General features: G+C 73.5%; 18 protein-coding genes. 11 read left to right on the top strand and 7 right to left on the bottom strand.

The features are described 5' to 3' along the window. Window positions 1–4: 4 nt before the first annotated feature. From ACZ4E1_RS16450 to ACZ4E1_RS16440, 3 genes are read right to left on the bottom strand one after another with little or no spacing between them, the layout of a single operon-like run. Window positions 5–1609, bottom strand: a complete 1605-nt coding sequence (locus ACZ4E1_RS16450) for an acyl-CoA carboxylase subunit beta (RefSeq protein ID WP_467539787.1) — start codon at window positions 1607–1609, stop codon at window positions 5–7. After that, complete coding sequence (locus ACZ4E1_RS16445; RefSeq protein WP_467539786.1) at window positions 1606–3312, bottom strand: acyclic terpene utilization AtuA family protein; 1707 nt, start codon at window positions 3310–3312, stop codon at window positions 1606–1608. The genes ACZ4E1_RS16450 and ACZ4E1_RS16445 overlap by 4 nt, the downstream gene beginning before the upstream one ends. Continuing rightward, window positions 3309–4106 (bottom strand): TIGR03084 family metal-binding protein, encoded by a 798-nt coding sequence (locus tag ACZ4E1_RS16440; protein ID WP_467539785.1) that lies wholly within the window; start codon window positions 4104–4106, stop codon window positions 3309–3311. Before ACZ4E1_RS16440 ends, ACZ4E1_RS16445 begins: the two co-directional genes overlap by 4 nt. A gap of 386 nt (window positions 4107–4492) precedes the next feature. On the opposite strand from ACZ4E1_RS16440, the gene ACZ4E1_RS16435 reads away from it, so the two are divergent. Continuing rightward, window positions 4493–4786 (top strand): hypothetical protein, encoded by a 294-nt coding sequence (locus tag ACZ4E1_RS16435; RefSeq protein WP_467539784.1) that lies wholly within the window; start codon window positions 4493–4495, stop codon window positions 4784–4786. Between the two features lie 13 nt (window positions 4787–4799). Here ACZ4E1_RS16435 and ACZ4E1_RS16430 read toward each other — a convergent pair whose 3' ends face one another. After that, window positions 4800–5759, bottom strand: a complete 960-nt coding sequence (locus tag ACZ4E1_RS16430; protein ID WP_467539783.1) for an EamA family transporter — start codon at window positions 5757–5759, stop codon at window positions 4800–4802. Between the two features lie 164 nt (window positions 5760–5923). Here ACZ4E1_RS16430 and ACZ4E1_RS16425 point away from each other — a divergent pair, with 164 nt between their 5' ends. Then, window positions 5924–6805: a LysR family transcriptional regulator gene (locus ACZ4E1_RS16425; RefSeq protein ID WP_467539782.1), complete on the top strand. Its 882-nt coding sequence runs from the start codon at window positions 5924–5926 to the stop codon at window positions 6803–6805. Here the strand turns inward: ACZ4E1_RS16425 and ACZ4E1_RS16420 are convergent. Further along, a complete protein-coding gene (locus ACZ4E1_RS16420; protein WP_467539781.1) occupies window positions 6802–9612 on the bottom strand; it encodes an FAD-binding and (Fe-S)-binding domain-containing protein in 2811 nt (936 codons plus the stop codon). The genes ACZ4E1_RS16425 and ACZ4E1_RS16420 overlap by 4 nt on opposite strands. Window positions 9613–9757: 145 nt before the next feature. Between ACZ4E1_RS16420 and ACZ4E1_RS16415 the strand changes: the two genes are divergently transcribed. The 7 genes from ACZ4E1_RS16415 to serC all read left to right on the top strand — a co-directional run bounded on the left by ACZ4E1_RS16415 (window position 9758) and on the right by serC (window position 16421). After that, window positions 9758–11251, top strand: coding sequence for a sensor histidine kinase (locus ACZ4E1_RS16415; RefSeq protein ID WP_467539780.1), 1494 nt, complete (start codon window positions 9758–9760; stop codon window positions 11249–11251). Further along, on the top strand, window positions 11248–11679 hold the full coding sequence (locus tag ACZ4E1_RS16410) for a roadblock/LC7 domain-containing protein (RefSeq protein WP_467539779.1): 432 nt from the start codon (window positions 11248–11250) through the stop codon (window positions 11677–11679). The genes ACZ4E1_RS16415 and ACZ4E1_RS16410 overlap by 4 nt, the downstream gene beginning before the upstream one ends. Continuing rightward, on the top strand, window positions 11676–12035 hold the full coding sequence (locus ACZ4E1_RS16405; RefSeq protein WP_467539778.1) for a DUF742 domain-containing protein: 360 nt from the start codon (window positions 11676–11678) through the stop codon (window positions 12033–12035). The genes ACZ4E1_RS16410 and ACZ4E1_RS16405 overlap by 4 nt, the downstream gene beginning before the upstream one ends. Then, complete coding sequence (locus ACZ4E1_RS16400) at window positions 12016–12669, top strand: GTP-binding protein (RefSeq protein WP_467539777.1); 654 nt, start codon at window positions 12016–12018, stop codon at window positions 12667–12669. The genes ACZ4E1_RS16405 and ACZ4E1_RS16400 overlap by 20 nt, the downstream gene beginning before the upstream one ends. After that, window positions 12666–13904 (top strand): cytochrome P450, encoded by a 1239-nt coding sequence (locus tag ACZ4E1_RS16395; RefSeq protein WP_467539776.1) that lies wholly within the window; start codon window positions 12666–12668, stop codon window positions 13902–13904. The genes ACZ4E1_RS16400 and ACZ4E1_RS16395 overlap by 4 nt, the downstream gene beginning before the upstream one ends. 38 nt (window positions 13905–13942) lie before the next feature. Beyond that, window positions 13943–15184, top strand: coding sequence for a cytochrome P450 family protein (locus ACZ4E1_RS16390; RefSeq protein WP_467539775.1), 1242 nt, complete (start codon window positions 13943–13945; stop codon window positions 15182–15184). A gap of 118 nt (window positions 15185–15302) precedes the next feature. Beyond that, entirely contained in the window at window positions 15303–16421 is a 1119-nt protein-coding gene (gene serC / locus ACZ4E1_RS16385) for a phosphoserine transaminase (protein ID WP_467539774.1), read from the top strand. An 89-nt stretch (window positions 16422–16510) separates the two neighbouring features. Here the strand turns inward: serC and ACZ4E1_RS16380 are convergent, their stop codons facing one another. Next, window positions 16511–17530, bottom strand: a complete 1020-nt coding sequence (locus ACZ4E1_RS16380; RefSeq protein ID WP_467539773.1) for a WD40 repeat domain-containing protein — start codon at window positions 17528–17530, stop codon at window positions 16511–16513. Window positions 17531–17609: 79 nt separating this feature from the next. On the opposite strand from ACZ4E1_RS16380, the gene ACZ4E1_RS16375 reads away from it, so the two are divergent. Next, window positions 17610–18266 carry a GDSL-type esterase/lipase family protein gene (locus ACZ4E1_RS16375; protein WP_467539772.1) on the top strand — a complete coding sequence of 219 codons (657 nt, stop codon included), beginning with the start codon at window positions 17610–17612 and terminating at the stop codon, window positions 18264–18266. A gap of 13 nt (window positions 18267–18279) precedes the next feature. Here ACZ4E1_RS16375 and ACZ4E1_RS16370 read toward each other — a convergent pair whose 3' ends face one another. Further along, the gene (locus ACZ4E1_RS16370; RefSeq protein ID WP_467539771.1) at window positions 18280–20148 is read right to left on the bottom strand and encodes a protein kinase domain-containing protein; all 1869 of its coding nucleotides are present in this window, start codon (window positions 20146–20148) and stop codon (window positions 18280–18282) included. A 176-nt stretch (window positions 20149–20324) separates the two neighbouring features. Here ACZ4E1_RS16370 and ACZ4E1_RS16365 point away from each other — a divergent pair, with 176 nt between their 5' ends. After that, window positions 20325–21314, top strand: coding sequence for an aldo/keto reductase (locus ACZ4E1_RS16365; RefSeq protein ID WP_467539770.1), 990 nt, complete (start codon window positions 20325–20327; stop codon window positions 21312–21314). The last annotated feature ends 60 nt before the right edge of the window (window positions 21315–21374 follow it).

Raw genomic sequence — 21374 nt, 5'->3', positions numbered from 1 at the left:
GAGGTCACATCCTGAAGACGCCGAAGCCGCCGCGGGCGCCCTCGTACGGTGCGGTGTGGATCGCGGACAGGCAGATGCCGAGGACGGTGCGGGTGTCGCGCGGGTCGATGACGCCGTCGTCGTAGAGCCGCCCGGACAGGAACATCGGCAGGGACTCGGACTCGATCTGCTGCTCGACCATGGCGCGCAGCGCGGCGTCCGCGTCGTCGTCGTACGGCTGCCCCTTCGCGGCGGCGGACTGCCGGGCCACGATCGACAGGACGCCGGCGAGCTGCTGCGGGCCCATGACGGCGGACTTGGCGCTGGGCCAGGCGAACAGGAAGCGGGGGTCGTAGGCGCGCCCGCACATCCCGTAGTGCCCGGCGCCGTAGGAGGCGCCCATGAGGACGGACAGGTGCGGGACGCGGGAGTTGGAGACCGCGTTGATCATCATCGCGCCGTGCTTGATGATGCCGCCCTGCTCGTACTCCTTGCCGACCATGTAGCCGGTGGTGTTGTGGAGGAACAGGAGCGGGATGTCGCGCTGGTTGGCGAGCTGGATGAACTGGGCGGCCTTCTGCGACTCCTCGCTGAAGAGCACGCCCTGCGCGTTGGCGAGGATGCCGACCGGGTAGCCGTGCAGGCGGGCCCAGCCGGTGACGAGGCTGGGCCCGTACAGCGGCTTGAACTCGTCGAAGTCGGAGGCGTCGACGATCCGGGCGATGACCTCGCGCGGATCGAAGGGCACCTTCAGGTCCTCGGGGACGATCCCGAGCAGCTCCTCGGGGTCGTACTTGGGCGGCTCGACGTCCACAGGCTGGGGATCGGGGTGCGCCTTGCGGTGGTTGAGGCGGGCGACGACGCGGCGGGCCTGGCGGATCGCGTCCTGCTCGTCGAGCGCGAAGTAGTCGGCGAGGCCCGAGGTGCGGGCGTGCATCTCGGCACCACCCAGCGACTCGTCGTCGCTCTCCTCGCCGGTCGCCATCTTCACGAGCGGCGGTCCGCCGAGGAAGACCTTCGCCTTCTCCTTGACCATGATCACGTGGTCGGACATACCGGGGACGTACGCGCCGCCCGCCGTGGAGTTGCCGAAGACGACGGCGACGGTGGGGATGCCGGCGGCGGACAGCCGGGTGATGTCCCGGAAGATGGCGCCGCCGGGGATGAAGATCTCCTTCTGCGAGGGCAGATCGGCGCCGCCGGACTCGACGAGGGAGATGCAGGGCAGCTGGTTGGCGTACGCGATCTCGTTGGCGCGCAGGGCCTTCTTCAGGGACCAGGGGTTGCTGGCGCCGCCGCGCACGGTCGGGTCGTTCGCCGTGATCAGGCACTCGACGCCCTCGACGACGCCGATGCCGGTGACGAGGGAGGCGCCGACCGTGTAGTCGCTGCCCCAGGCGGCGAGCGGCGACAGTTCCAGGAACGGGGTGTCGGGGTCGAGGAGCAGCTCGATGCGCTCGCGGGCGAGGAGCTTGCCGCGCTTCCGGTGCCGGGCGACGTACTTGTCGCCGCCGCCCCGGACGGCCTTGCCGTGCTCGGCGTCGAGCGCGGCGAGCTTGTCGAGCAGGGCGGTGCGGTGGGCGGCGTAGTCGTCGGACCGGGTGTCCAGGGCGCTGGCCAAGGCGGTCACAGGAGGGCCTCCGGGAGGTCGAGGTGGCGGGAGCGCAGCCATTCGCCGAGGCCCTTGGCCTGCGGGTCGAAGCGGGCCTGGGCGGCGACGCCTTCGCCGAGGAGGCCCTCGACGGTGAAGTTCAGGGCGCGCAGGTTCGGCAGCAGGTGCCGGGTGACGGTCAACTCGGCGGTCTCCGGGAGGAGTTCCTGGAGCCGTTCGACGGTGAGGGTGTGAGCGAGCCAGGGCCAGGCCGCCTCGGTGACGGCCCAGACGCCGATGTTGGCGTCGCCGCCCTTGTCGCCGCTGCGGGCGCCGGCGATCCGGCCGAGGGGGGCGCGGCGGGTGGGGCCCGGGGCCGGCGGCTCGGGCAGGGCGGGCGGGGCGACCGGGGCGAGGGGCAGGGTCGGGCCCTCGTGCGCGGACACGTCGCGGCGGGTGCCGTCGGGCAGGACGGCGACGTGCGGGACGTCGGCCCGGTCGACGTACGCGGCCTCGAACACGCCGTACGGGGCGCCCCGGCCGGGCGGCGCGGTGACGTGGAACCCGGGGTAGGAGCCGAGGGCGAGTTCGACGGCGGCGGCGCTGAGGGCGCGGCCGACGGCGTCCTGGTCCTGGTCGCGCACCACGAGCCGGAGCAGGGCGCTCGCGGTCTCCTCGGTGGGGGCGTCGGGGTGGTCGGTGCGGGCCAGCTCCCAACGGACGTGTTCCGGGCGGGACTTCGCGGCGTCGAAGGCGGCGTCTATCTGGGCCCGGACGAGCTCGGCCTTGCGGTCGATGTCGAGTCCGGTGAGGACGAAGACGACCTCGTTGCGGAAGCCGCCGAGCCGGTTGAGGCCGGTCTTGAGGGTCGGGGGCGGGGCCTCGCCGCGCACGCCGTGGATCCGGACCCGGTCGGGGCCCTGCTGTTCAAGGCGGACGGTGTCGAGGCGGACGGTGACGTCGGGGCCCGCGTACCGGGCGCCGCCGGTCTCGTAGAGGAGCTGGGCGGTGACCGTGCCGACGTCGACGAGTCCGCCGGTGCCGGGATGCTTGGTGAGGACGGCGGACCCGTCCTCGTGGATCTCGGCGAGCGGAAAGCCGGGGCGGAGGAAGAGGTCGGCGGCGTGCTCGGTGAACTGGGAGTAGTTCCCGCCGGTGGCCTGCGTCCCGCACTCCAGGACGTGCCCGGCGACGACGGCTCCCGCGTGCCGGTCGTACACGTCCGGCGCCCAGCCGAAGTGCCAGGCGGCGGGCCCGGCGACGAGCGCGGCGTCGGTGACGCGGCCGGTGACGACGATCTCGGCGCCGGCCTCCAGGCAGGCGGCGATCCCGGCGCCGCCGAGGTAGGCGTTGGCGGTGAGGGCGCCGGGGAAACGTCCGGTGGCGAGGAGGTCGTCGCCCTCGACGTGGGCGACCTGTACGGGGATCCCGAGCCGCGCGCCCAACTCCCGGATCTGCTCGGCGAGTCCGGCGGGGTTCAGCCCGCCGGCGTTGGTGACGATCCGGGTCCCGCGCTCCCGGGCGAGCCCGAGGCACTCCTCCAGCTGGCGCAGGAAGGTGCGGGCGTATCCGCGCGCGGGGTCCTTGAGGCGGTCGCGGCCGAGGATCAGCATGGTCAGCTCGGCGAGGTAGTCGCCGGTGAGCACGTCGAGCGGGGCCTCGCCGCCGGTCAACATCTCCTTCATGGCGTCGAAGCGGTCGCCGTAGAAGCCGGAGGCGTTGCCGATGCGCAGGGGGTTCACCGGGCGCTCCCCTGGGCCGGGCGCCCCTTCCCGGGCGGACCGGCGAAGGCCTGGGCGATGTCGAGCCAGCGGTCGGCGTCGGGGCCCTCGGCGTGCACGCCGAGGTCGGCGCGGTGGGCGCGCTGGGTGACGAGCAGGCAGAAGTCCAGCGCGGAGCCGGTGACGCGCTGGGCGGCGTCCTCGGGCCCGTACGTCCACGGGGTCCCGCTCGGCAGGGTCAGCTCAACCCGGAACTCCGCGTCCGGCACGGGCAGTCCGTGCGCCCCGAACGCGAAGGGGAGGGCGCGGACGCCGATGCGGGCGATGTGGCGCAGGCGGTCGGTGGGGGTGCGGGTGACGCCGAGCGCGTCGGCGACGTCCTGGCCGTGCGCCCAGGTCTCCATGAGCCGGCCCGTGGCCATCGACGCGGCGGACATCGGCGGCCCGTACCAGGGGAACTTGGCCCTGCTCCCGGCCGCGTCCCGGAGCGCCTTCTGGAGCCGCGCCCGCCCGTCCCGCCACCCGGCGAGCAGCTCGGCGGGCGGCTGCGCCGCCCCGGCCTCGGCCCCCTCGTCGACGAACGTGTCGGGCGCGGCGAGCGCCTTCTCCACCAGCCCGGCGAACGCGTCCGGGTCCTCGACGGCGAGCAGCGCGGAGTGGTCGGTCCAGGCGAGATGGGCGATCTGATGGGCGACGGTCCACCGCGGCGCGGGGGTCGCCCGCGCCCACCGCTCCTCGTCGAGCCCGGCGACGAGCCGGTCCAGCTCCTCGCTCTCGTCCCGCAGGTCATCGATCACGGACGGCTCTTCGGACACGGTGCGCTCCCTCGGGCAGGGTGGTCTGCGATGTGTGCGGGGCGGTGCGTGGGGCTGCTCGGAGCATGGCAGCGCGGACAGAAACAATCAAGCGTGCTTGCATGGAAAAATGCGAGTGACATCCCGCGGTCGGGCTTACGGGGCAGGGGCGTTGTCAGTGCCCCTCACTACGATGGGGACAACTGATCGCACTCCCGAAGGCGGCTCGGCGATGACCATGGACATACGGCGCCCCGGCGTCCAGGCCGGGTGGCAATAGGCGCGCCTGGCCGGCGCGCTCCTGTTGCACCGCCCACAGGGCGGTGACGCCGTGACTCCGCTCCGGCGGCGGGTACGCCTGCCGCGGCACGGGTCGACGGCGCTCCAGCGGAGAATCGGGAGGCCCTTTGTCCAGCACCAGTTCCCTGTCCAGCACGAGTTCCTCGCCCGGCACCAGCCCCTCGTCCGGCGGCGGCGCGAACGCCGGTGCCCCCACCCACAGCGGCTGCGACCACCGCGTCTACAAGGTGGTCGTCATCTCCCTGATCGCCGTGGTCGCCGGGCTCACGACCGCCATCGGCTGCGCGGCGCTCGGACAGCGCGCTCTCGACGCCGCCCAGTCGGGCGGCGGCGCGCTCGCCTTCGTCTTCGGCGCGGGCATGCTGATCGTGGGGTACGCGGGGCGTGGTCACCAGCCGTAGCCCCGCCCCGGGCTCAGTCCCGCGGCACCGGCACCTTCTTCGCGCCGGTCACCTGGGTGCGGACCGCGCCCATGCTGGCCGCGATCACCAGGGCGATGGCGAGGGCCTCCAGCCAGGTCAGGGCCTGACTGAGGATCAGGAAGCCCGCCAGGGCCGCGATGGCCGGTTCGAGGCTCATCATCACGGCGAAGGTGGAGGCGGGCAGGCGGCGCAGCGCCATCAGTTCGAGGGTGTACGGGAGGACCGAGGACAGGATGGCGACCGCCGAGCCCAGGGCCACGGTCTTCGGGTCCAGCAGGCGGGTGCCCGCGGTCGCGATGCCGAGCGGGAGGCAGAGGACCGCGGCGACCGCCATGGCCAGGGCGAGGCCGTCCGCCTGGGGGAAGCGGCGGCCGGTGCGGGCGCTGAAGACGATGTACAGGGCCCAGCACGCGCCCGCCGCGACGGCGAACACGACGCCGACGGGATCGAGGCCACCCAGGCCGTCACCCGCGCCGCCGAGCAGGAAGACGCCGCACAGGGCGAGTCCGGCCCACAGGAAGTTGATCGCCCGGCGCGAGGCCAGCACGGAGAGGGTGAGCGGGCCGAGCACCTCGAAGGTGACGGCCAGGCCCAGCGGAATACGGGACGCGGACTGGTAGAAGAGCAGGTTCATGCCGCACATGGCGACGCCGAACGCGAGGACCGTGCCCCAGTCCGCGCGCGAGTGCCCGCGCAGGCGCGGCCGGCACACCACCAGCAGCACGATCGCCGCCACGATCAGGCGCAGCGTGACCACGCCGACCGCGCCGGCGCGCGGCATCAGTGTCACCGCGAGCGCGCCGCCGAACTGGACGGACACACAGCCGGCCAGGACGAGGCCCACCGGGCCGAGGGCCGCGGCGCGCCGCGAGCCGGAGGGCGCCCCGTCCGTCGCGGTGCCGTCGGCCGCGAGGGCCGTTCGCGGCCGACTGTCCGTGCGCGAGCCGTTCACAAGGCCTCGTGCCTCCCCACTGACTACCTACTACCGAGCGAGTTCAATATTGTGGACTTTACCGTCCAGGAGAATGCACTGCATCCTCATTCCCGTCCTCCACGCTAGAGCCGCCGGGCATGGCGCGTGAAATGCCTCGTGTGCTCCCGTTATGCTCCACGAGCATGAGCCGGGACCACACCGTCGAACTGCGGCACCTGCGCTGCTTCCTCGCCGTCGCCGAAGAGGCCAACGTCACGCGCGCCGCCGCCCGCCTCGGCCTCACCCAGCCCGCCGTCTCCCGCACCCTCGCCGGACTGGAGACATCGCTCGGCGTGCGGCTCGTGGACCGGTCGACGCATCACCTCGCGCTGACCCCGGAGGGGCACGCGTTCCGCGAGAAGGCGATCGCCGCCGTCGCCGCGTTCGAGGACGCGCTCGCCGCCGCCCGCACCCCCTCGCGCCCGCTCCGCCTCGGGCACGCCTGGTCCGCCGCCGGCGCCTACACGACCCCGCTGCTGCGCCGCTGGCGGCAGGAGCACCCGGACGTGCCGCTGGAGCTGCTGCGCATCGACGACCGGACGGCCGGGCTCACCCGCGGCGCCGTCGACGTCGCCCTGCTGCGCGGCCCCGTCGAGACGCCCGGCCTGGTGACCGAGCTGCTGCACGAGGAGGCGCGCGTCGCGGCCGTGCCCTCCGACAGCCCGCTCGCCCGGCGCCCCGCGCTCCGGCTCGCCGACCTCCGCGACCAGGTCATCGCCCTGAACACGGTGTCCGGCACGACCGCTCTCGAACTGTGGCCGCCCGCCGTGCGCCCCACCGCCGCGCTGACCGTCGCCAACACCGACGACTGGCTCGCCGAGATCGCCTCCGACCAGGCCGTCGGCGTCACCTCGACCGCGACCGTACGGATGCATCCGCATCCCGGCGTCGTCTACGTCCCGCTCACCGACGCCCCGCCGCTCCCGGTCCATCTGGCCCGCCGCCCCGGCCCCGGCCACCCGTCCGCCCCCGACCTCCTCGCCCTGGCCCACGAGGTCACGCGGGACGGGGCCGAGGGGGCCTAGGCCGGGTCCAGGTGGTCGGCCAGCACCTCCGCGAGGTGCCGGCCGCGCACACCGCCGAGCTGTTCCAGTTGGGTGCGGCAGGAGTAGCCGTCGGCGAGGACGACCGTGCCGGGCGCCGCCGCGCGCACCGCCGGGAGCAGGGACTCCTCCGCGCAGGCCGCCGAGACGTCGTAGTGGCCGTCCTCGAAGCCGAAGTTCCCGGCGAGGCCGCAGCAGCCGCCGCTCAGCTCGCCGGTCAGGCCCGCCTTCTCGCGCAGCCGTTGGTCGGCCGCGTCGCCGAGCACCGCGTGCTGGTGGCAGTGGGTCTGGCCGGTGACGGGGCGGTCGACGCGGGGCGGCGTCCAGTCGGGGGCGAGGCGTTCGAGGGCCTCGGCGAAGGTGAGCACGCGGTCCGCGAGCAGCCGGGCCCGCGGGTCGTCGGGGAGCAGTTCGGGCAGGTCGGAGCGGAGGGCCGCGGCGCAGGACGGCTCCAGGACGATCACCGGGAGGCCCGCGTCGAGCGCCGGGCGCAGCGTGTCGAGGGTGCGGCGGAGCACGGCCTTCGCCCGGTCCAGCTGGCCGGTCGACACGTACGTGAGGCCGCAGCACACGCGGCCTTTCGCGCGGGGCGCCGGCAGCGGGGTGATCCCGGCCGCCGTCAGGACCCGTACCGCCGCGTGCCCGGCCTGCGGGGTCAGGTGCTCCGTGAACGTGTCCGGCCACAGCACCGCCCGGCGCTCCGTCCCGGCCGGGGGCCGCCCCGGGCGCCAGTCCGCGCTGAAGGTCCGCGGGGCGAGGCGCGGGATGTCCCGCCGGGCCGCGATCCCGCCCAGCTTCTTCACCAGAGACGCCCATACGCATACGGAGGAGAGGGAGTTGACGAGTCCTGCCGTGCGGGTGCGTTCCACCAGGCGCAGCCAGCGCGGCAGCCATCCGAGGGCGTAGTGCGCGGCGGGGCGGCGGCGGCCCGCGTAGTGGTGGTGCAGGAACTCCGCCTTGTACGTGGCCATGTCGACGCCGACCGGGCAGTCGGAGCGGCAGCCCTTGCAGGACAGGCAGAGGTCGAGCGCGTCCCGCACCTCTTCCGAGCGCCAGCCGTCGGTGACGACCTCGCCCGCGAGCATCTCGTGCAGCAGCCGGGCCCGGCCCCGTGTCGAGTGCTCCTCCTCCCCGGTCGCCCGGAACGACGGACACATCACGCCACCCGAACCCACCTGCTCGGTACGGCACTTGGCGACGCCGACGCAGCGCCGGACCGCCGCCGAGAAGTCGCCGCCGTCCTGCGGATAGCCGAAGACGACGTCGACCGGCTCGCGGGGCAGCGGGGCGAAGCGCAGGTTCTCGTCGAGGCGGGCGGGGCGGACGAGGATGCCGGGGTTCAGCAGGTCCGCCGGGTCCCAGGCGCCCTTGACCTGCTCGAACAGGCCGACGAGCCGCTCCCCGTACATCTTCGGCAGCAGTTCGGCGCGGGCCTGGCCGTCGCCGTGCTCGCCGGACAGGGAGCCGCCGTGCGTGACGACGAGCGCGGCGAGGTCCTCGGAGAAGCGCCGGAAGCGGCGCACGCCGGTCTCCGACAGCAGGTCGAAGTCGATGCGGACGTGGATGCAGCCGTCGCCGAAGTGGCCGTACGGGGTGCCGCGCAGCCCGTGCTCGGCCATGAGTCCCCTGAAGTCCCGTAGGTACGCGCCGAGTCGGGCGGGCGGAACCGCGCAGTCCTCCCAGCCGGGCCAGGCCTCGCTGCCGTCCTGCATGCGGGTCGCGGTGCCGGACGCGTCCTCGCGGATCCGCCACAGCGCGCGCTGCCCGGCCGGGTCGTCGACCACAAGCGCGTCCACGACGTCGGCCGCCCGCACGATCCGCCCGGCGGCGTCCCGCGCCTCGGCCGGGGTCCCGCCCCCGGTCTCCACGAACAGCCAGGCGCCGCCCTTCGGCAGCGCGGAACGGTCCGGTACGAGGTCTGCGGCCATGCCCTCCACGGTCAGCGGCAGGTACGGGAGCAGGCCCGCCGCCGCCTCGGCTGCCGCGCTCTCGTCCGCGTACGCCAACACGGCGAGGGCTGTCGCGCGTGGCTTCTCAACGAGTTTCACGGTCGCCTCGGTGACGAGCCCGAGGGTGCCCTCGGTGCCGCAGAAGAAGCGGGCCAGGTCGGTGCCGTGCTCGGGGAGCAGCGCGTCCAGGGCGTAGCCGGAGATGCGGCGCGGCAGTCCCGCGTAGGGGGCGAATCCGGTGCGGATCGTGGCCAGTTCGCGCTGGACGAGCGCGTGCAGGGCGTCCGGCGCGCCCTTCCAGCCCTGCCCGAGCCGGTACGCCGTGCCGTCGGACGCGAGGACGTCGAGGCCCGCCACGCTGTCGGCGGTCGTGCCCCAGGCCACGGAGTGCGAGCCGCACGAGTTGTTGCCGATCATGCCGCCGACGGTGCAGCGGCTGTGGGTGGACGGGTCGGGGCCGAAGCGCAGGCCGTGCGGGGCGGCGGCGGTCTGGAGCCGGTCGAGCACGACTCCCGGCTGCACCCGGGCCGTTCGGGCCTCCGGGTCGAGGTCCACGACCTGGTTCATGTACCGGGTGAAGTCGACGAGGAGGCCGGTGCCGGTCGCCTGGCCCGCGATGGAGGTGCCGCCGCCGCGGCCCACGACCGGGACGGCTCTGCGCCGGCACACCTCCAGGGCCGCGGCCACGTCGTCGCCGTCCCTCGGGGCGACCACCCCGAGCGGCACCCGGCGGTAGTTGGACGCGTCCATCGTGTTCAGGGCCCGCGCGGTGACGGAGAAGTCGACCCCGCCGCGCACGGCCGCCCGCAGTTCCCGTTCCAGGCCGTCCAGATCGTCCATGCCCTCCAGGATGCAGCCCCCATGTGCCCTCGGCACGGCAGGACTGCGCCCACTTTTTCACCATACGGACATACACGTTCCCAAACCGATCACCAACTCTCCTATAGTGACCGGAAATTGACCCCCTCCCCCGAGGACCCGACCGATGACCGCGCCCCACCGGCCGCCCGCACGCCCGGCCGCGCTCACCCTGCTGGCCGCCCTCCTCGTCACCGGAGCGCTCGGCACGGGGGCGGTCGCCCTCGCGCCGGACTCCGTGCGCACCCCGCTCGGCTGGGGCGCCGCCGTCGCCGCGCTCGCGTTCTCCGCCCTGGCCGGATACGCCGCCCACGCCCGCCACAGCGCCGACGCGCTTCGCCGCCGCGTCACGGAACTGCGCCACGCCGCCGACCGGAGCGCCGCCGAACAGGCCCGCCTCATCGCCGAACAGGCCCGCACCGCCGCCGAACTGACCCAGGCCAGGGACACCCACGCCGCCGACGCCGCCGAACTCGCCGGGCAGCTGCGCACCGCCCGCGCCGAACGGGCCGCCGCGCTCGCCGCCTGCGCCAACGCGGCCGGACGCATGCAGGCCCTCGCCACCGGCATGCTCGCCGACCTGCGCGAGATGGAGCACCGGCACACCGACGAGGACGTCCTCGCCGACCTGCTCCACCTCGACCACCGCACCGCCCAGGCCGGCCGGCTCGCCGACTCGGTCGCCGTGCTCACCGGCGCCCGCTCGGGCCGCCGCTGGGCCCGCCCCATCGCCATGGAGTCGATCCTGCGCGGCGCGATGGGCCGCATCGGCGGCTACCAGCGCGTGCGCGTGCACGCCAACACCGCCGCAGCCGTCGCGGGCCACGCCGCCGAAGGCGTCATGCACGCCCTCGCCGAACTCCTCGACAACGCCGCCAACTTCTCGCCGCCCACCGCCGAGGTGCACGTCTACGTCGAGGAGGTGCCGGCCGGCGTCATCGTCTCCGTCGAGGACTCCGGGCTCGTGATGGGGCCGGTGCAGCTGCGCCGCGCCGAGCACGCGGTGTCCGGCGAGGCGGCCGGGGCGACGGGCCTGGGCGGCCTGTCCGGCACCCGGCTCGGGCTCGCCGTCGTGGGCCGGCTGGCCCGCAAGCACGGACTGACCGTGTCGTTCCGGCCGTCCGCGCGGGGCGGCACGGGGGTGCTGCTGCTCATCCCCCAGGAACTGCTCTCCCGGACACCCGAGCCGACGCCGACACCGACGCTTCAGCTCAAGGTCCCGTCGCCCGCCGCCGCGCCGGACGCCGCCCCCGAGCCCGTGGAACACGAGGCCCTGGCGCACGCGCCCGCCACCCAGGACGCCCTGCCCGTACGCGGCGAACGCGAGGCGGCGACGACCGGTACGGCCACGGATCCGGAACCGGCCCCGGGTGACAGCGGGCTGCCCAAGCGGGCGCGCGGCCGGACCCTCGCCGCCGCCGAGCGCGCGCAGGCCCGCGCCGCCGAGGCCGCCGCACCCGACGAGCGCACCCGGGCCACCGGGGCGGCCGGCGCCGAGCCCGGGGCCCCGGCCTCCGCCGCCGCCCGCTTCAGCAGCTTCCGCCAGGCGGTCCGCGCCACCGCGCCCCGCGCCGAAGACCCCGTAGAACACCAGCAGGAAGAAGAGGACACCCCCCGATGAGCGGGACCACCACCGGCACCGGCCTGACCTGGCTGCTCGAAGGCCTTCTCAAGCGCACCCCGGGCACCCGGCACGCCCTGGTCCTGTCGCGCGACGGCCTCAAGCTGTGCCACACCCCCGAGCTCTCCACCGACCAGGCGGACCAGCTCGCCGCGATCGCCGCCGGGATCCAGTCCCTCGCGCACGGCGCGTCCGCCGAGTTCGGCGACGGGACCGGCGGAGTGCGCTCCTCGATGACCGAGTTCCACGGCGGCACCCTGTTCATCGTCGGGGCCGGCGAGGGCGCCCACCTCGCGGCGATCGCCGACGAGGACGCCGACGCCGGCCTCGTCGGGCACACCATGTCCGAGCTCGTCGAGCAGCTCGGCGAGCACCTGCGTGCCGAGGCCCGGCAGCCGGACGCCCCGGCCGGGCTCCCGGCGTCATGAGCCGCCCCGGCCGGGACGACGCCCCCGACCGCCTCTACACCCTCACCGGGGGCCGCAGCCGGCCCGCGAGCGACGTGCCCTTCGACCTGGTGTCGCTGATCGTCGCCGAGTCGGACCCGGGGCCCGGCATGCCGTCCGAGCACGCCACGATCCTGCGGATGTGCGGCCGGCCGACCGCGGTGGTGGAGGTGGCCGCCGAGCTCGGCCTGCCGGTCAGCATCGTGCGCGTCCTGCTCTCCGACCTCCTCGTGCAGGGCCGCATCAGCGTCCGTCACCCGCGGATCGCCGCGTCCCCCCACCGCCTTCCCGATCCCGACATCCTGGAGCAGGTGCTCGTTGGACTCCGCAACCTCTGAACCGCCGCGCGCCCGCCGGGAGCCGGCGGCCGGCGCCGACAACGGCCTGAAGGTCGTGATCGTCGGCGGCTTCGGCGTCGGCAAGACCACCCTGGTCCGCTCCGTCAGCGAGATCCGTCCCCTCAACACCGAGGAGACGATGACGCAGGCCGGGCAGGGCGTCGACGACCTCGCCGACCTCGACGGCGTCCGTACGAAGACCTCGACGACCGTCGCCTTCGACTTCGGCCGCATCACGCTCGACGAGCACAACGTCCTCTACCTGTTCGGCGCCCCCGGCCAGGAACGCTTCTGGTTCCTGTGGGACCGCCTGTTCTCCGGGACGCTCGGCGCGGTCGTCCTCGTCGACTCGCGGCGCATCGAGGACTCCTGGTACGCGATCGACCGCCTGGAGCACCACGGCACGCCGTTCATCGTCGCCCACAACGACTTCGGCGGCCCCCACCACACCCTGGACCAGCTGCGCGAGGCCCTCGACCTCGACCCCGAGGTGCCGCTCGTCCGCTGCGACGCGCGCACCCGCGCCTCCAGCAAGGACGTCCTGATCACGCTCCTCGAGCACCTCAGGACGCTCTACGCCCCGCACGCCACTCAAGCCCGTCAGCCGCACGTGCCTCAGGAGACCGCCCCGTGACAAGCCCCGGCTGCCCCGCGTCCGAGCACGGCACCGCGCCCGTACCCCTGTCCGGCCCCCGCTTCGCGACCGAACCCGCCACCCTCTACCGGGAGATGCGCCGCGACCACGGCGCCGTCGCCCCCGTCGTCCTCGACGGCGACATCCCGGCCTGGCTGGTCCTCGGCTACCGCGAACTGCACCAGGTGACCGGCGACCCGACCCTGTTCAGCCGCGACTCCGACCTGTGGAACCAGTGGGACAACATCCCCGCCGACTGGCCGCTGCTGCCGATGATCGGCCGCAAGCAGCCGTCGATCCTCTACACGGTCGGCGAACGGCACCGCCGGCGCGCCGCGATGATCAGCCACGCCCTCGAAGCCATCGACCCCTTCGAACTCAAGGCGCACGCCGAGCAGTTCGCCGACGAGCTGATCGACGGCTTCTGCGGCAAGGGCGAGTGCGACATCGTCGCCGACTACGCGATGCTGCTGCCCGTCCGCGTCCTGGCCCGCATCTACGGCTTCTCCGACGCGCAGGGCCCGGGCCTGGTCACCGCGATGAACGACATGATCGACGGCCGGGAACGCGCCCTCGCCGGCCAGCAGCACCTCGCGCAGTCCATGGTCGGACTGCTCGCCGCCAAGCACACGGCGCCGGGCGAGGACGTCGCCTCGTACATGCTCCAGGACCCCTCCGGCTTCACCGACGAGGAGGTCGCCCAGGACCTCATGGTGATGATGGCGGCCGGACACCAGCCCACCGCCGACTGGATCGGCAACTCGCTGCGCCTGATGCTCACCAACGACCGGTTCGCCGCGTCCCTGTTCGGCGGGCGGCACAGCGTCGCCGAGGCGATGAACGAGGTCCTGTGGGAGGACACCCCGACGCAGAACGTCGCCGGGCGCTGGGCCACCCGCGACACCCGGCTCGGCAACCGTCACATCCGCTCCGGCGACCTGCTCCTGCTGGGGCTCGCCGCGGCCAACGCCGACCCGCAGGTCCGCACCGACGCCTCCGTCCTCACCGGCGGCAACAGCGCCCACTTCTCCTTCGGACACGGCGAGCACCGCTGCCCGTTCCCCGCGCAGGAGGTCGCCGAGGTCATCGCCCGGACCGCCATCGAGGTCGTCCTCGACCGGCTGCCCGACATCGACCTCGCGACGACGGCCGACGCGCTCACCCGGCGGCCCTCGCCGTGGCTGCGCGGCCTCACCGACCTCCCGGTCCGCTTCACGCCGACGCCGGCCCTCTGACGCCACCCACTCCCGTCCAGGACTCTTGGAGACCACCCATGACGACTTCCGCTTCCGCGTGCCCGCACGCCTCCGCCGGCCGCATCGCCCTCGACCCGTTCGTCACCGACCTGGACGGGGAGAGCGCCAAGCTGCGCGCTGCGGGGCCCCTGGTGGAGGTCGAACTGCCCGGCGGTGTACCCGTCTGGGCGGTCACGCACCACGCCGAGGCCCGCCAACTCCTCACCGACAAGCGCCTGGTGAAGGACATCGAGGTGTGGGGGGCCTGGAAGCGCGGCGAGATCCCCGCCGACTGGCCGCTGATCGGCCTCGCCAACCCGGGCCGCTCGATGCTCACCGTCGACGGCGAGGACCACCGCCGGATGCGCGCCCTGGTCGCCCAGGCGCTGACCGTGCGCCGCGTCGAGCGGATGCGCGAGCGGATCGAGGAGCTGACGGCCGGCCTGCTCGACCAGCTCCCCACCGAGGGCACCGTCGACCTGAAGGCCGAGTTCGCCTACCCGCTGCCCATGTACGTCATCAGCGACCTGATGGGCATCGACGAGGCCGACCACCCGCGCCTCAAGGTCCTGTTCGACAAGTTCTTCTCCACGCAGACCCCGCCGGAGGAGGTCGTCGCGACGCTCATGGAGCTCGCCGCGATGATGGGCGCCGTCGTCGCGGCCCGCCGTGCCGAGCCGGGCGACGACCTGACCAGCGCCCTGATCCAGGCCTCCGAGAACGGTGACCACCTCACCGACGAGGAGATCGTCTCCACCCTCCAGCTGATGGTCGCCGCCGGCCACGAGACGACGATCTCCCTCATCGTCAACGCGGTCGTGAACCTGTCCCGGCACCCTGAGCAGCTGGCCCTCGTCCTCGACGGCAAGGCCACCTGGGAGCAGGTCGTCGAGGAGACCCTGCGCCACTCCACCCCGACCTCGCACGTCCTGATCCGGTTCGCCGCCGAGGACGTCGAGGTCGGCGAGAAGACGATCCGCGAGGGCGACGCCCTGATCGTCTCCTACGGCGCCATCGGCCGCGACGAGCAGGCGCACGGCCCGACCGCCGGCGACTTCGACATCACCCGCACCTCGCCGACCCGGCACATCTCCTTCGGCCACGGCCCGCACGTGTGCCCCGGCGCGGCCCTGTCCCGCCTGGAGGCGGGCGTCGCGCTGCCCGCGCTGTACGCCCGCTTCCCCGGCCTGCGGCTCGCGGTCGAGCCGGGCGAGCTGCGCAACAAGCCGGTCGTCACGCAGAACGACCTGTTCGAGCTGCCGGTCGTGCTCGGCGGCTGACCCCGCGGCGGCGCCTTCACGGGCCGAGGCCGGGTGGCCGTCCGCCACCCGGTCCCGGCCCATCTCACCGGACGGACAACGCGCAGGTCGGCCGGAACCACCCGCTACTCTCCCTTTCGTGGCTGAGATCCAGATTCCCGCTGACATCAAGCCCGCCGACGGACGTTTCGGCGCGGGCCCCTCCAAGGTGCGGACGGAGGCGCTGGACGCCCTGGCCGCGACCGGCACCTCCCTGCTCGGTACCTCCCACCGCCAGGCCCCGGTCAAGAACCTGGTCGGCCGCGTCCGCGAGGGCGTGAAGGACCTGTTCTCCCTCCCCGAGGGCTACGAGGTGATCCTGGGCAACGGCGGCTCCACCGCGTTCTGGGACGTGGCGACGCACGGCCTGATCGAGAACAAGTCCCAGCACCTGAACTTCGGCGAGTTCTCCTCCAAGTTCGCCAAGGCCGCCAAGCTGGCCCCGTGGCTGGCCGAGCCGACCGTCATCGCCTCCGAGCCGGGCACGCACCCCGAGCCGCAGGCCGAGGCCGGCGTCGACGTGTACGGCCTCACCCACAACGAGACCTCCACCGGTGTCGCCGCCCCCATCAAGCGCGTGGCCGGTGCCGACGAGGGCGCCCTCGTCCTGGTCGACGCCACCTCCGGTGCGGGCGGCCTCCCGGTCGACATCGCCGAGACGGACGTCTACTACTTCGCCCCGCAGAAGTCCTTCGCGTCGGACGGCGGCCTGTGGCTGGCGGCGTTCTCGCCCGCCGCCATCGAGCGCGCCGAGCGCATCCACGCGTCCGGCCGCCACATCCCGGAGTTCTTCAGCCTCCCCACGGCGATCGACAACTCCCGCAAGAACCAGACGTACAACACGCCCGCGCTCGCCACGCTCTTCCTGCTCGGCGAGCAGCTGGAGTGGATGAACAGCCAGGGCGGCCTGTCGTTCACGACGGCCCGCACCAAGGACTCGTCGGACCGCCTGTACAGCTGGGCCGAGGAGTCGAAGTACGCGTCGCCGTTCGTCACCGACGCCGCGAAGCGTTCGCAGGTCATCGGCACGATCGACTTCGACGAGTCGGTCGACGCGGCGGCCGTCGCGAAGGTGCTCCGCGCCAACGGGATCGTCGACACCGAGCCCTACCGCAAGCTCGGCCGCAACCAGCTGCGCATCGCGATGTTCCCGGCGATCGACCCGTCGGACATCACGGCCCTGACGCACTGCATCGACTACGTCATCGGCCAGCTCTGACCCCAGAGGGTCCAGCTCTCCTGCGGGGGGCTGCACACCGGCTCCGGCCGGTGCGCAGCCCCCCGTGCCGCTTTTATCGGGGCGCGAACTCAGCCCCGCTTCGACTTGCGGGTCAGGCGCCCTATGCCGACCGCCACGATCAGGAGCACCGCCGCGCCCACCGCACCGGCCTTGCCCGTGATGCCGGTGTCGCTGCTGCCACCGCTCTCGTCCGAGCCCGTCCCGGGAGTCCCCGTACCGTCGCCCGATCCGGCGCCCTCCACCTCGACCGGCCGTACCGAACTGCCCTTGCCCTCGCTGCCGTACAGCAGCGTGCGGCCGTCCGGCGTGTACGTCACCGACTCGCCCTGCGGCTGCATCGGGACGCTCAACTGCCCCTGCCGCTTCGGCCTGCCGTCGTTCCACGCGTACGAGACGCCGCCGAAGTACCCGCGCACCGCCAGCTGCTTCCCGTCCGGGGAGAACGCCGCGTCCGTGGCCCACAGGTCGATGTCGGCGATGCGGCGGAAGGTGTTCGTACCCGCCGTGCTCAGCCGCGCCGGGCCCTCGTACAGCCCGCCCCCGTCCTCGCCCTTCTCCACGATGTAGACCCGGCCGGTCTTCGGATGGACCATCAGCGACTCGGCGTTGCGCGGCCCGTCCGCGTACTTCACGACGTACTGCGTGGCCCGCACGGTCTGGTCGCGCAGCTCCTTCGGCTCGGGCAGCTTGTAGATCCAGACGTGGTCCCAGGTGCCGCCCAGGTTGTCGCCGATGTCACCGACGTAGAGGTCGCCGTCGGGGCCGATCGAGATCGCCTCGACGTCCCGCGGGGAACCGATCCCGGTGAGGGTGAGCGTGGCCAGGGTGCGGCCCGTCCGCCCGTCGATCGCGTACAGGTACGCGCCGTCGTCGCTGTCGTTGTGCGTCCAGTACACGCCGGGGTGGGCCCGGGAGGCGGCGAGCCCGCTGGACTCCGTGATCCGCGGGTCCCTGATCGTGAACCCGTCCGAGCCGGGCGAACGCCCGTCCGCCCCGGCCGGCACCACGGCCGCCCCCGTCACCAGAACGGCGGCGGCCAGCACCGCACCGATCCGCCCCGTCCGCGACCACGCCTTGTCCGCACGCATGCCCCCAGCTTGCCAGGCGTGTCCGGTCTCACACGCACCTGACCGGCGTGATCTCCGCGGCATCGACCATGATGAGCGGATGCTCAGGTTCATGTTTGTCGGTGACTCCATGACCATCGGGAGCGCCGGTGAACACACCTGGCGCCTGCGCATGTGGCAGCACCTGCGCGCCACCGGCACCGACTGCGCCGTCGTCGGCCCCCGCACCGCCCTGTACGGCGGCACCCACGACTACGCCGACCCCGACTTCCCGCAACGGCACCTGGCCGGCTGGGGCGAGGGCTGGCAGCACATGGCCCCCGTCATCGGCGACGCCGTCACCGCCGCCGGAGCCGACACCCTGCTCATCTCCCTCGGCCTGATAGACCTCGGCTTCTACACCGACGCCGAGCAGACGGCCGAGAACGTACGCCGCTTCGTCGCCGCCGCCCGCGCCGCCAACCCCACCGTCCGCATGGTCATGCTGCCCGTCATCCCCAACGTACGGGCCGAGACCGACGCCCCCTTCGCCGCACAGGTCTCCCACTTCAACACCCTGCTCGCGAAGGCGGTCGCCGACCTCTCCGAACCCCGCTCCCCGCTGCTGCTCGCCTCGGTCCCGGAGTCGTACGACATCCACCGCGACACCTACGACGGCACCCACCCGAACGCCTCCGGCGAGCACAAACTCGCCGGCGCGTTCGCGGACGCGCTGCACCAGGCCTGGGACATCGGCGGCCCCTACCCGCACTCCTAGTACGGCACGGTCCCTAGTACGGCACCGTCCCGCACCAGGTCTGCGCCCACGCCGACGGGCCGTAGCTGTTCGCCGCGCGGACCTTGATGCAGATCTCGTCGCCGGAGTACGGGCCGGTGATCGTGTAGCTGGTGCCGGACGTCGAGTACGTCGTGTTCACGTTCTTCGCCGTGAACTGACTGCCTTTGTTGACGTAGTTGATGTCGTAGCGGGTCGCCCGGGACACCGGGGACCAGCTCACCTTGATGGGCATCGAGCAGGCGCCGACACAGGAGTTCGTGTAGTCGAGCCGGTACTGCGTCATCGCGGGCGGCGGCGAACCGGCGGACGTACCGCCTCCCGAACCCGAACCCCCGCCGGAGGACCCGGAGCCCGAGGAGCCGCCGGAGGTGTCCGTGCCGCTCCCGGAGTCGGCCGCGCCGCCCGACGCCGTGCCGGAGCCACCGTCCTTGTCCTGCGCCTGCTGCCCGTCGGCGCCGTCCGGGGCGGCCGTCTCGCCCCCGTCGTCCTTCTTCTTCCCCGCGTCCGCCCCGTCGTCCTTCTTCTTGCCCTTGGGCTTCGCCGACCTGGACGGGGACGCGGACACCGAGGCCGTCGGGGACGCGCTCACCGTCGCGCTCGCGCTGCTCGACGGGCGGCGGGCCTGCGCGTCCCCGTCGTCGCGCACGTACGGGAGCAGCGCCATCGTCCCGCCGCCGACCGTGAGGACGACCGCGACGGGGAGCACCACGAACGCCTTCCGACGCCGCTTCGGTTCCTCCTCCGCCTTCTTCGCCCTCTTCGTGGACTTCTTCGTGGACTTGCCCGCGCCGCCGCCCGCCGTCACCGCCGCGAGCGCCGGCTCCTGGCCGGCCCGCAGCCCGACCGTCGCCCGGTCCACCGGCTCCTCGCGCAGCGGCACCGCCTCCGCGTCGAGCAGCCGCGCCGACTGCTGCGCGAGCCGCGCCACGACCTCGGCGGGCAGCCAGGCGGCCCCGCCCGCCACCGGGCGCACCCGGTCCGGGTCCGCGAGCAGCTCGTCGACGCCGGGCCGCTCGTCGACCTCCTTGGCGAGGCAGCGCAGGACGAGCGCGCGCAGCGCCGCGTCCTCGATCCCGGTCAGGTCCGGCTCGTCCTCCACGATCTGGAACATCACCGCGTGCCCGCTGCTGGCACCGTGCCCGAACGGCAGCCGGCCCGTCGCCGCGTACGTCAGCACGCAGCCCAGCGTGAACACGTCGCTCTTGACCCCGGCGCTGCGCCCACGCACCTGCTCGGGCGACATGAACCCGGGCGACCCGACGACCATCCCCGTACTCGTGAGCAGCGACTCGACGGACGCTTCGAGAGCCCGCGCGATGCCGAAGTCGATGACCTTGGTGCCGTCGACGGTCAGCATCACGTTCGACGGCTTCAGGTCGCGGTGCACGATGCCCGCGTCGTGGATGTCCTTCAGGGCGTGCAGCAGCCCGTCGGCGAGCGCGTGCACGGAGTCCACGGGCAGCGGCCCGTGCCGGCGCACCACCTGTTCCAGCGACAGACCCGGCACGTACCCGGTGGCGACCCACGGCGGCTCGTCGTCGGGGCCCGCGTCGAGCACCGGCGCGGTGAACCGCTCGCCGACCTTGCGCGCCGCCTCGATCTCGCGCCGGAACCGGGCTCGGAAGCGCGCGTCCGACACGTGCTCCTCGTGCACGACCTTGACCGCGACGGTGCGCCCGCTGTCCGACCGCGCGAGGAACACCCGGCCCATGCCGCCCGCCCCGAGCCGCCCGAGCAGCAGATACGGGCCGATGCGCGCCGGGTCGAACACGGTGAGCGGCTTCACTCCCCCGTCGACGCCCCCGTCGAGCTCCTCCGCACTCCCGCCGCCGTCGCCCGCACCCTGATTGGTCCCGCTCATGCCGATCTGGCTCCCCCGCCTTTTGCCGCCTGGTCACCGGCGTAACGCCGTTGAGGATAAAGGGCGTTGGTGACCGGGTGAAAGCGAGGACGCGTGGGGCGAACGCGCGGTTCTGGTGAAGGGCGCGGGCGGAGACGCTTGCCTAGAGCGCACTCCACGGTCTTGGCTGGTTCGACATGAAGTACACGCAGCTCGGACGCACGGGACTCAAGGTCAGCCGGCTCGTCCTCGGCACCATGAACTTCGGACCGCAGACCGACGAGCCGGACAGCCACGCCATCATGGACGCGGCGCTGGCCAGTGGCATCAACTACTTCGACACCGCCAACGTCTACGGGTGGGGCGAGAACAAGGGCCGCACCGAGGAGATCATCGGGACCTGGTTCGCCAACGGGGGCGGGCGGCGGGACAGGACCGTGCTCGCCACCAAGGTGTACGGGAACATGGCGGGCGACGGCGACGTATGGCCCAACCACGACCGGCTCTCCGCGGTGAACATCCGCCGGGCCGTCGAGGCGAGCCTGCGGCGTCTGCAGACGGACCACATCGACATCTACCAGTTCCACCACATCGACCGCCGCACTCCGTTCGAGGAGATCTGGCAGGCGGTCGACGTCCTGATCCAGCAGGGCAAGATCCTCTACGCCGGGTCGTCGAACTTCCCCGGCTACAAGATCGCGCAGGCCAACGAGATCGCCGCCCGCCGGGGCACGATGGGCCTCGTCAGCGAGCAGTGCCTGTACAACCTGGCCGAGCGGCGCGCCGAGATGGAGGTCATCCCGGCCGCGCGGGACTACGGCCTCGGTGTCATCCCGTGGTCGCCGCTGCACGGCGGGCTGCTCGGCGGCGTCCTGAAGAAGGAGGCGGAGGGCAGCCGGCGCCGGGACGGGCGCAGCGCGAGCGCGCTGGAGAGCACGTCGATGCGCGAGAAGGTGCAGGCCTACGAGGATCTGCTCGACAAGCACGGTCTGGAGCCGGGCGAGACGGCGCTGGCCTGGCTGCTGACCCGTCCCGGGGTCACCGGGCCGATCGTCGGCCCGCGGACGACGGGGCAGCTGGAGTCAGCGCTGCGGGCGGTCGAGCTGGAGCTGGGCGAGGAGCTGCTCACGTCCCTGGACGAGATCTTCCCGGGCCCGGGACCGTCCCCGGAGGCCTTCGCCTGGTAGTCCGGCGATCGGGGAAGGGGCGGCCGCGCGGGCTCACCTGCCGGCGGCCGCCGCGACCAC

It is taken from the genome of Streptomyces sp. NPDC025806, from assembly GCF_055558275.1.
The sequence above is the reverse complement of the archived record's forward strand: the minus strand, read 5'-3'. Positions and strand labels throughout refer to the sequence as shown.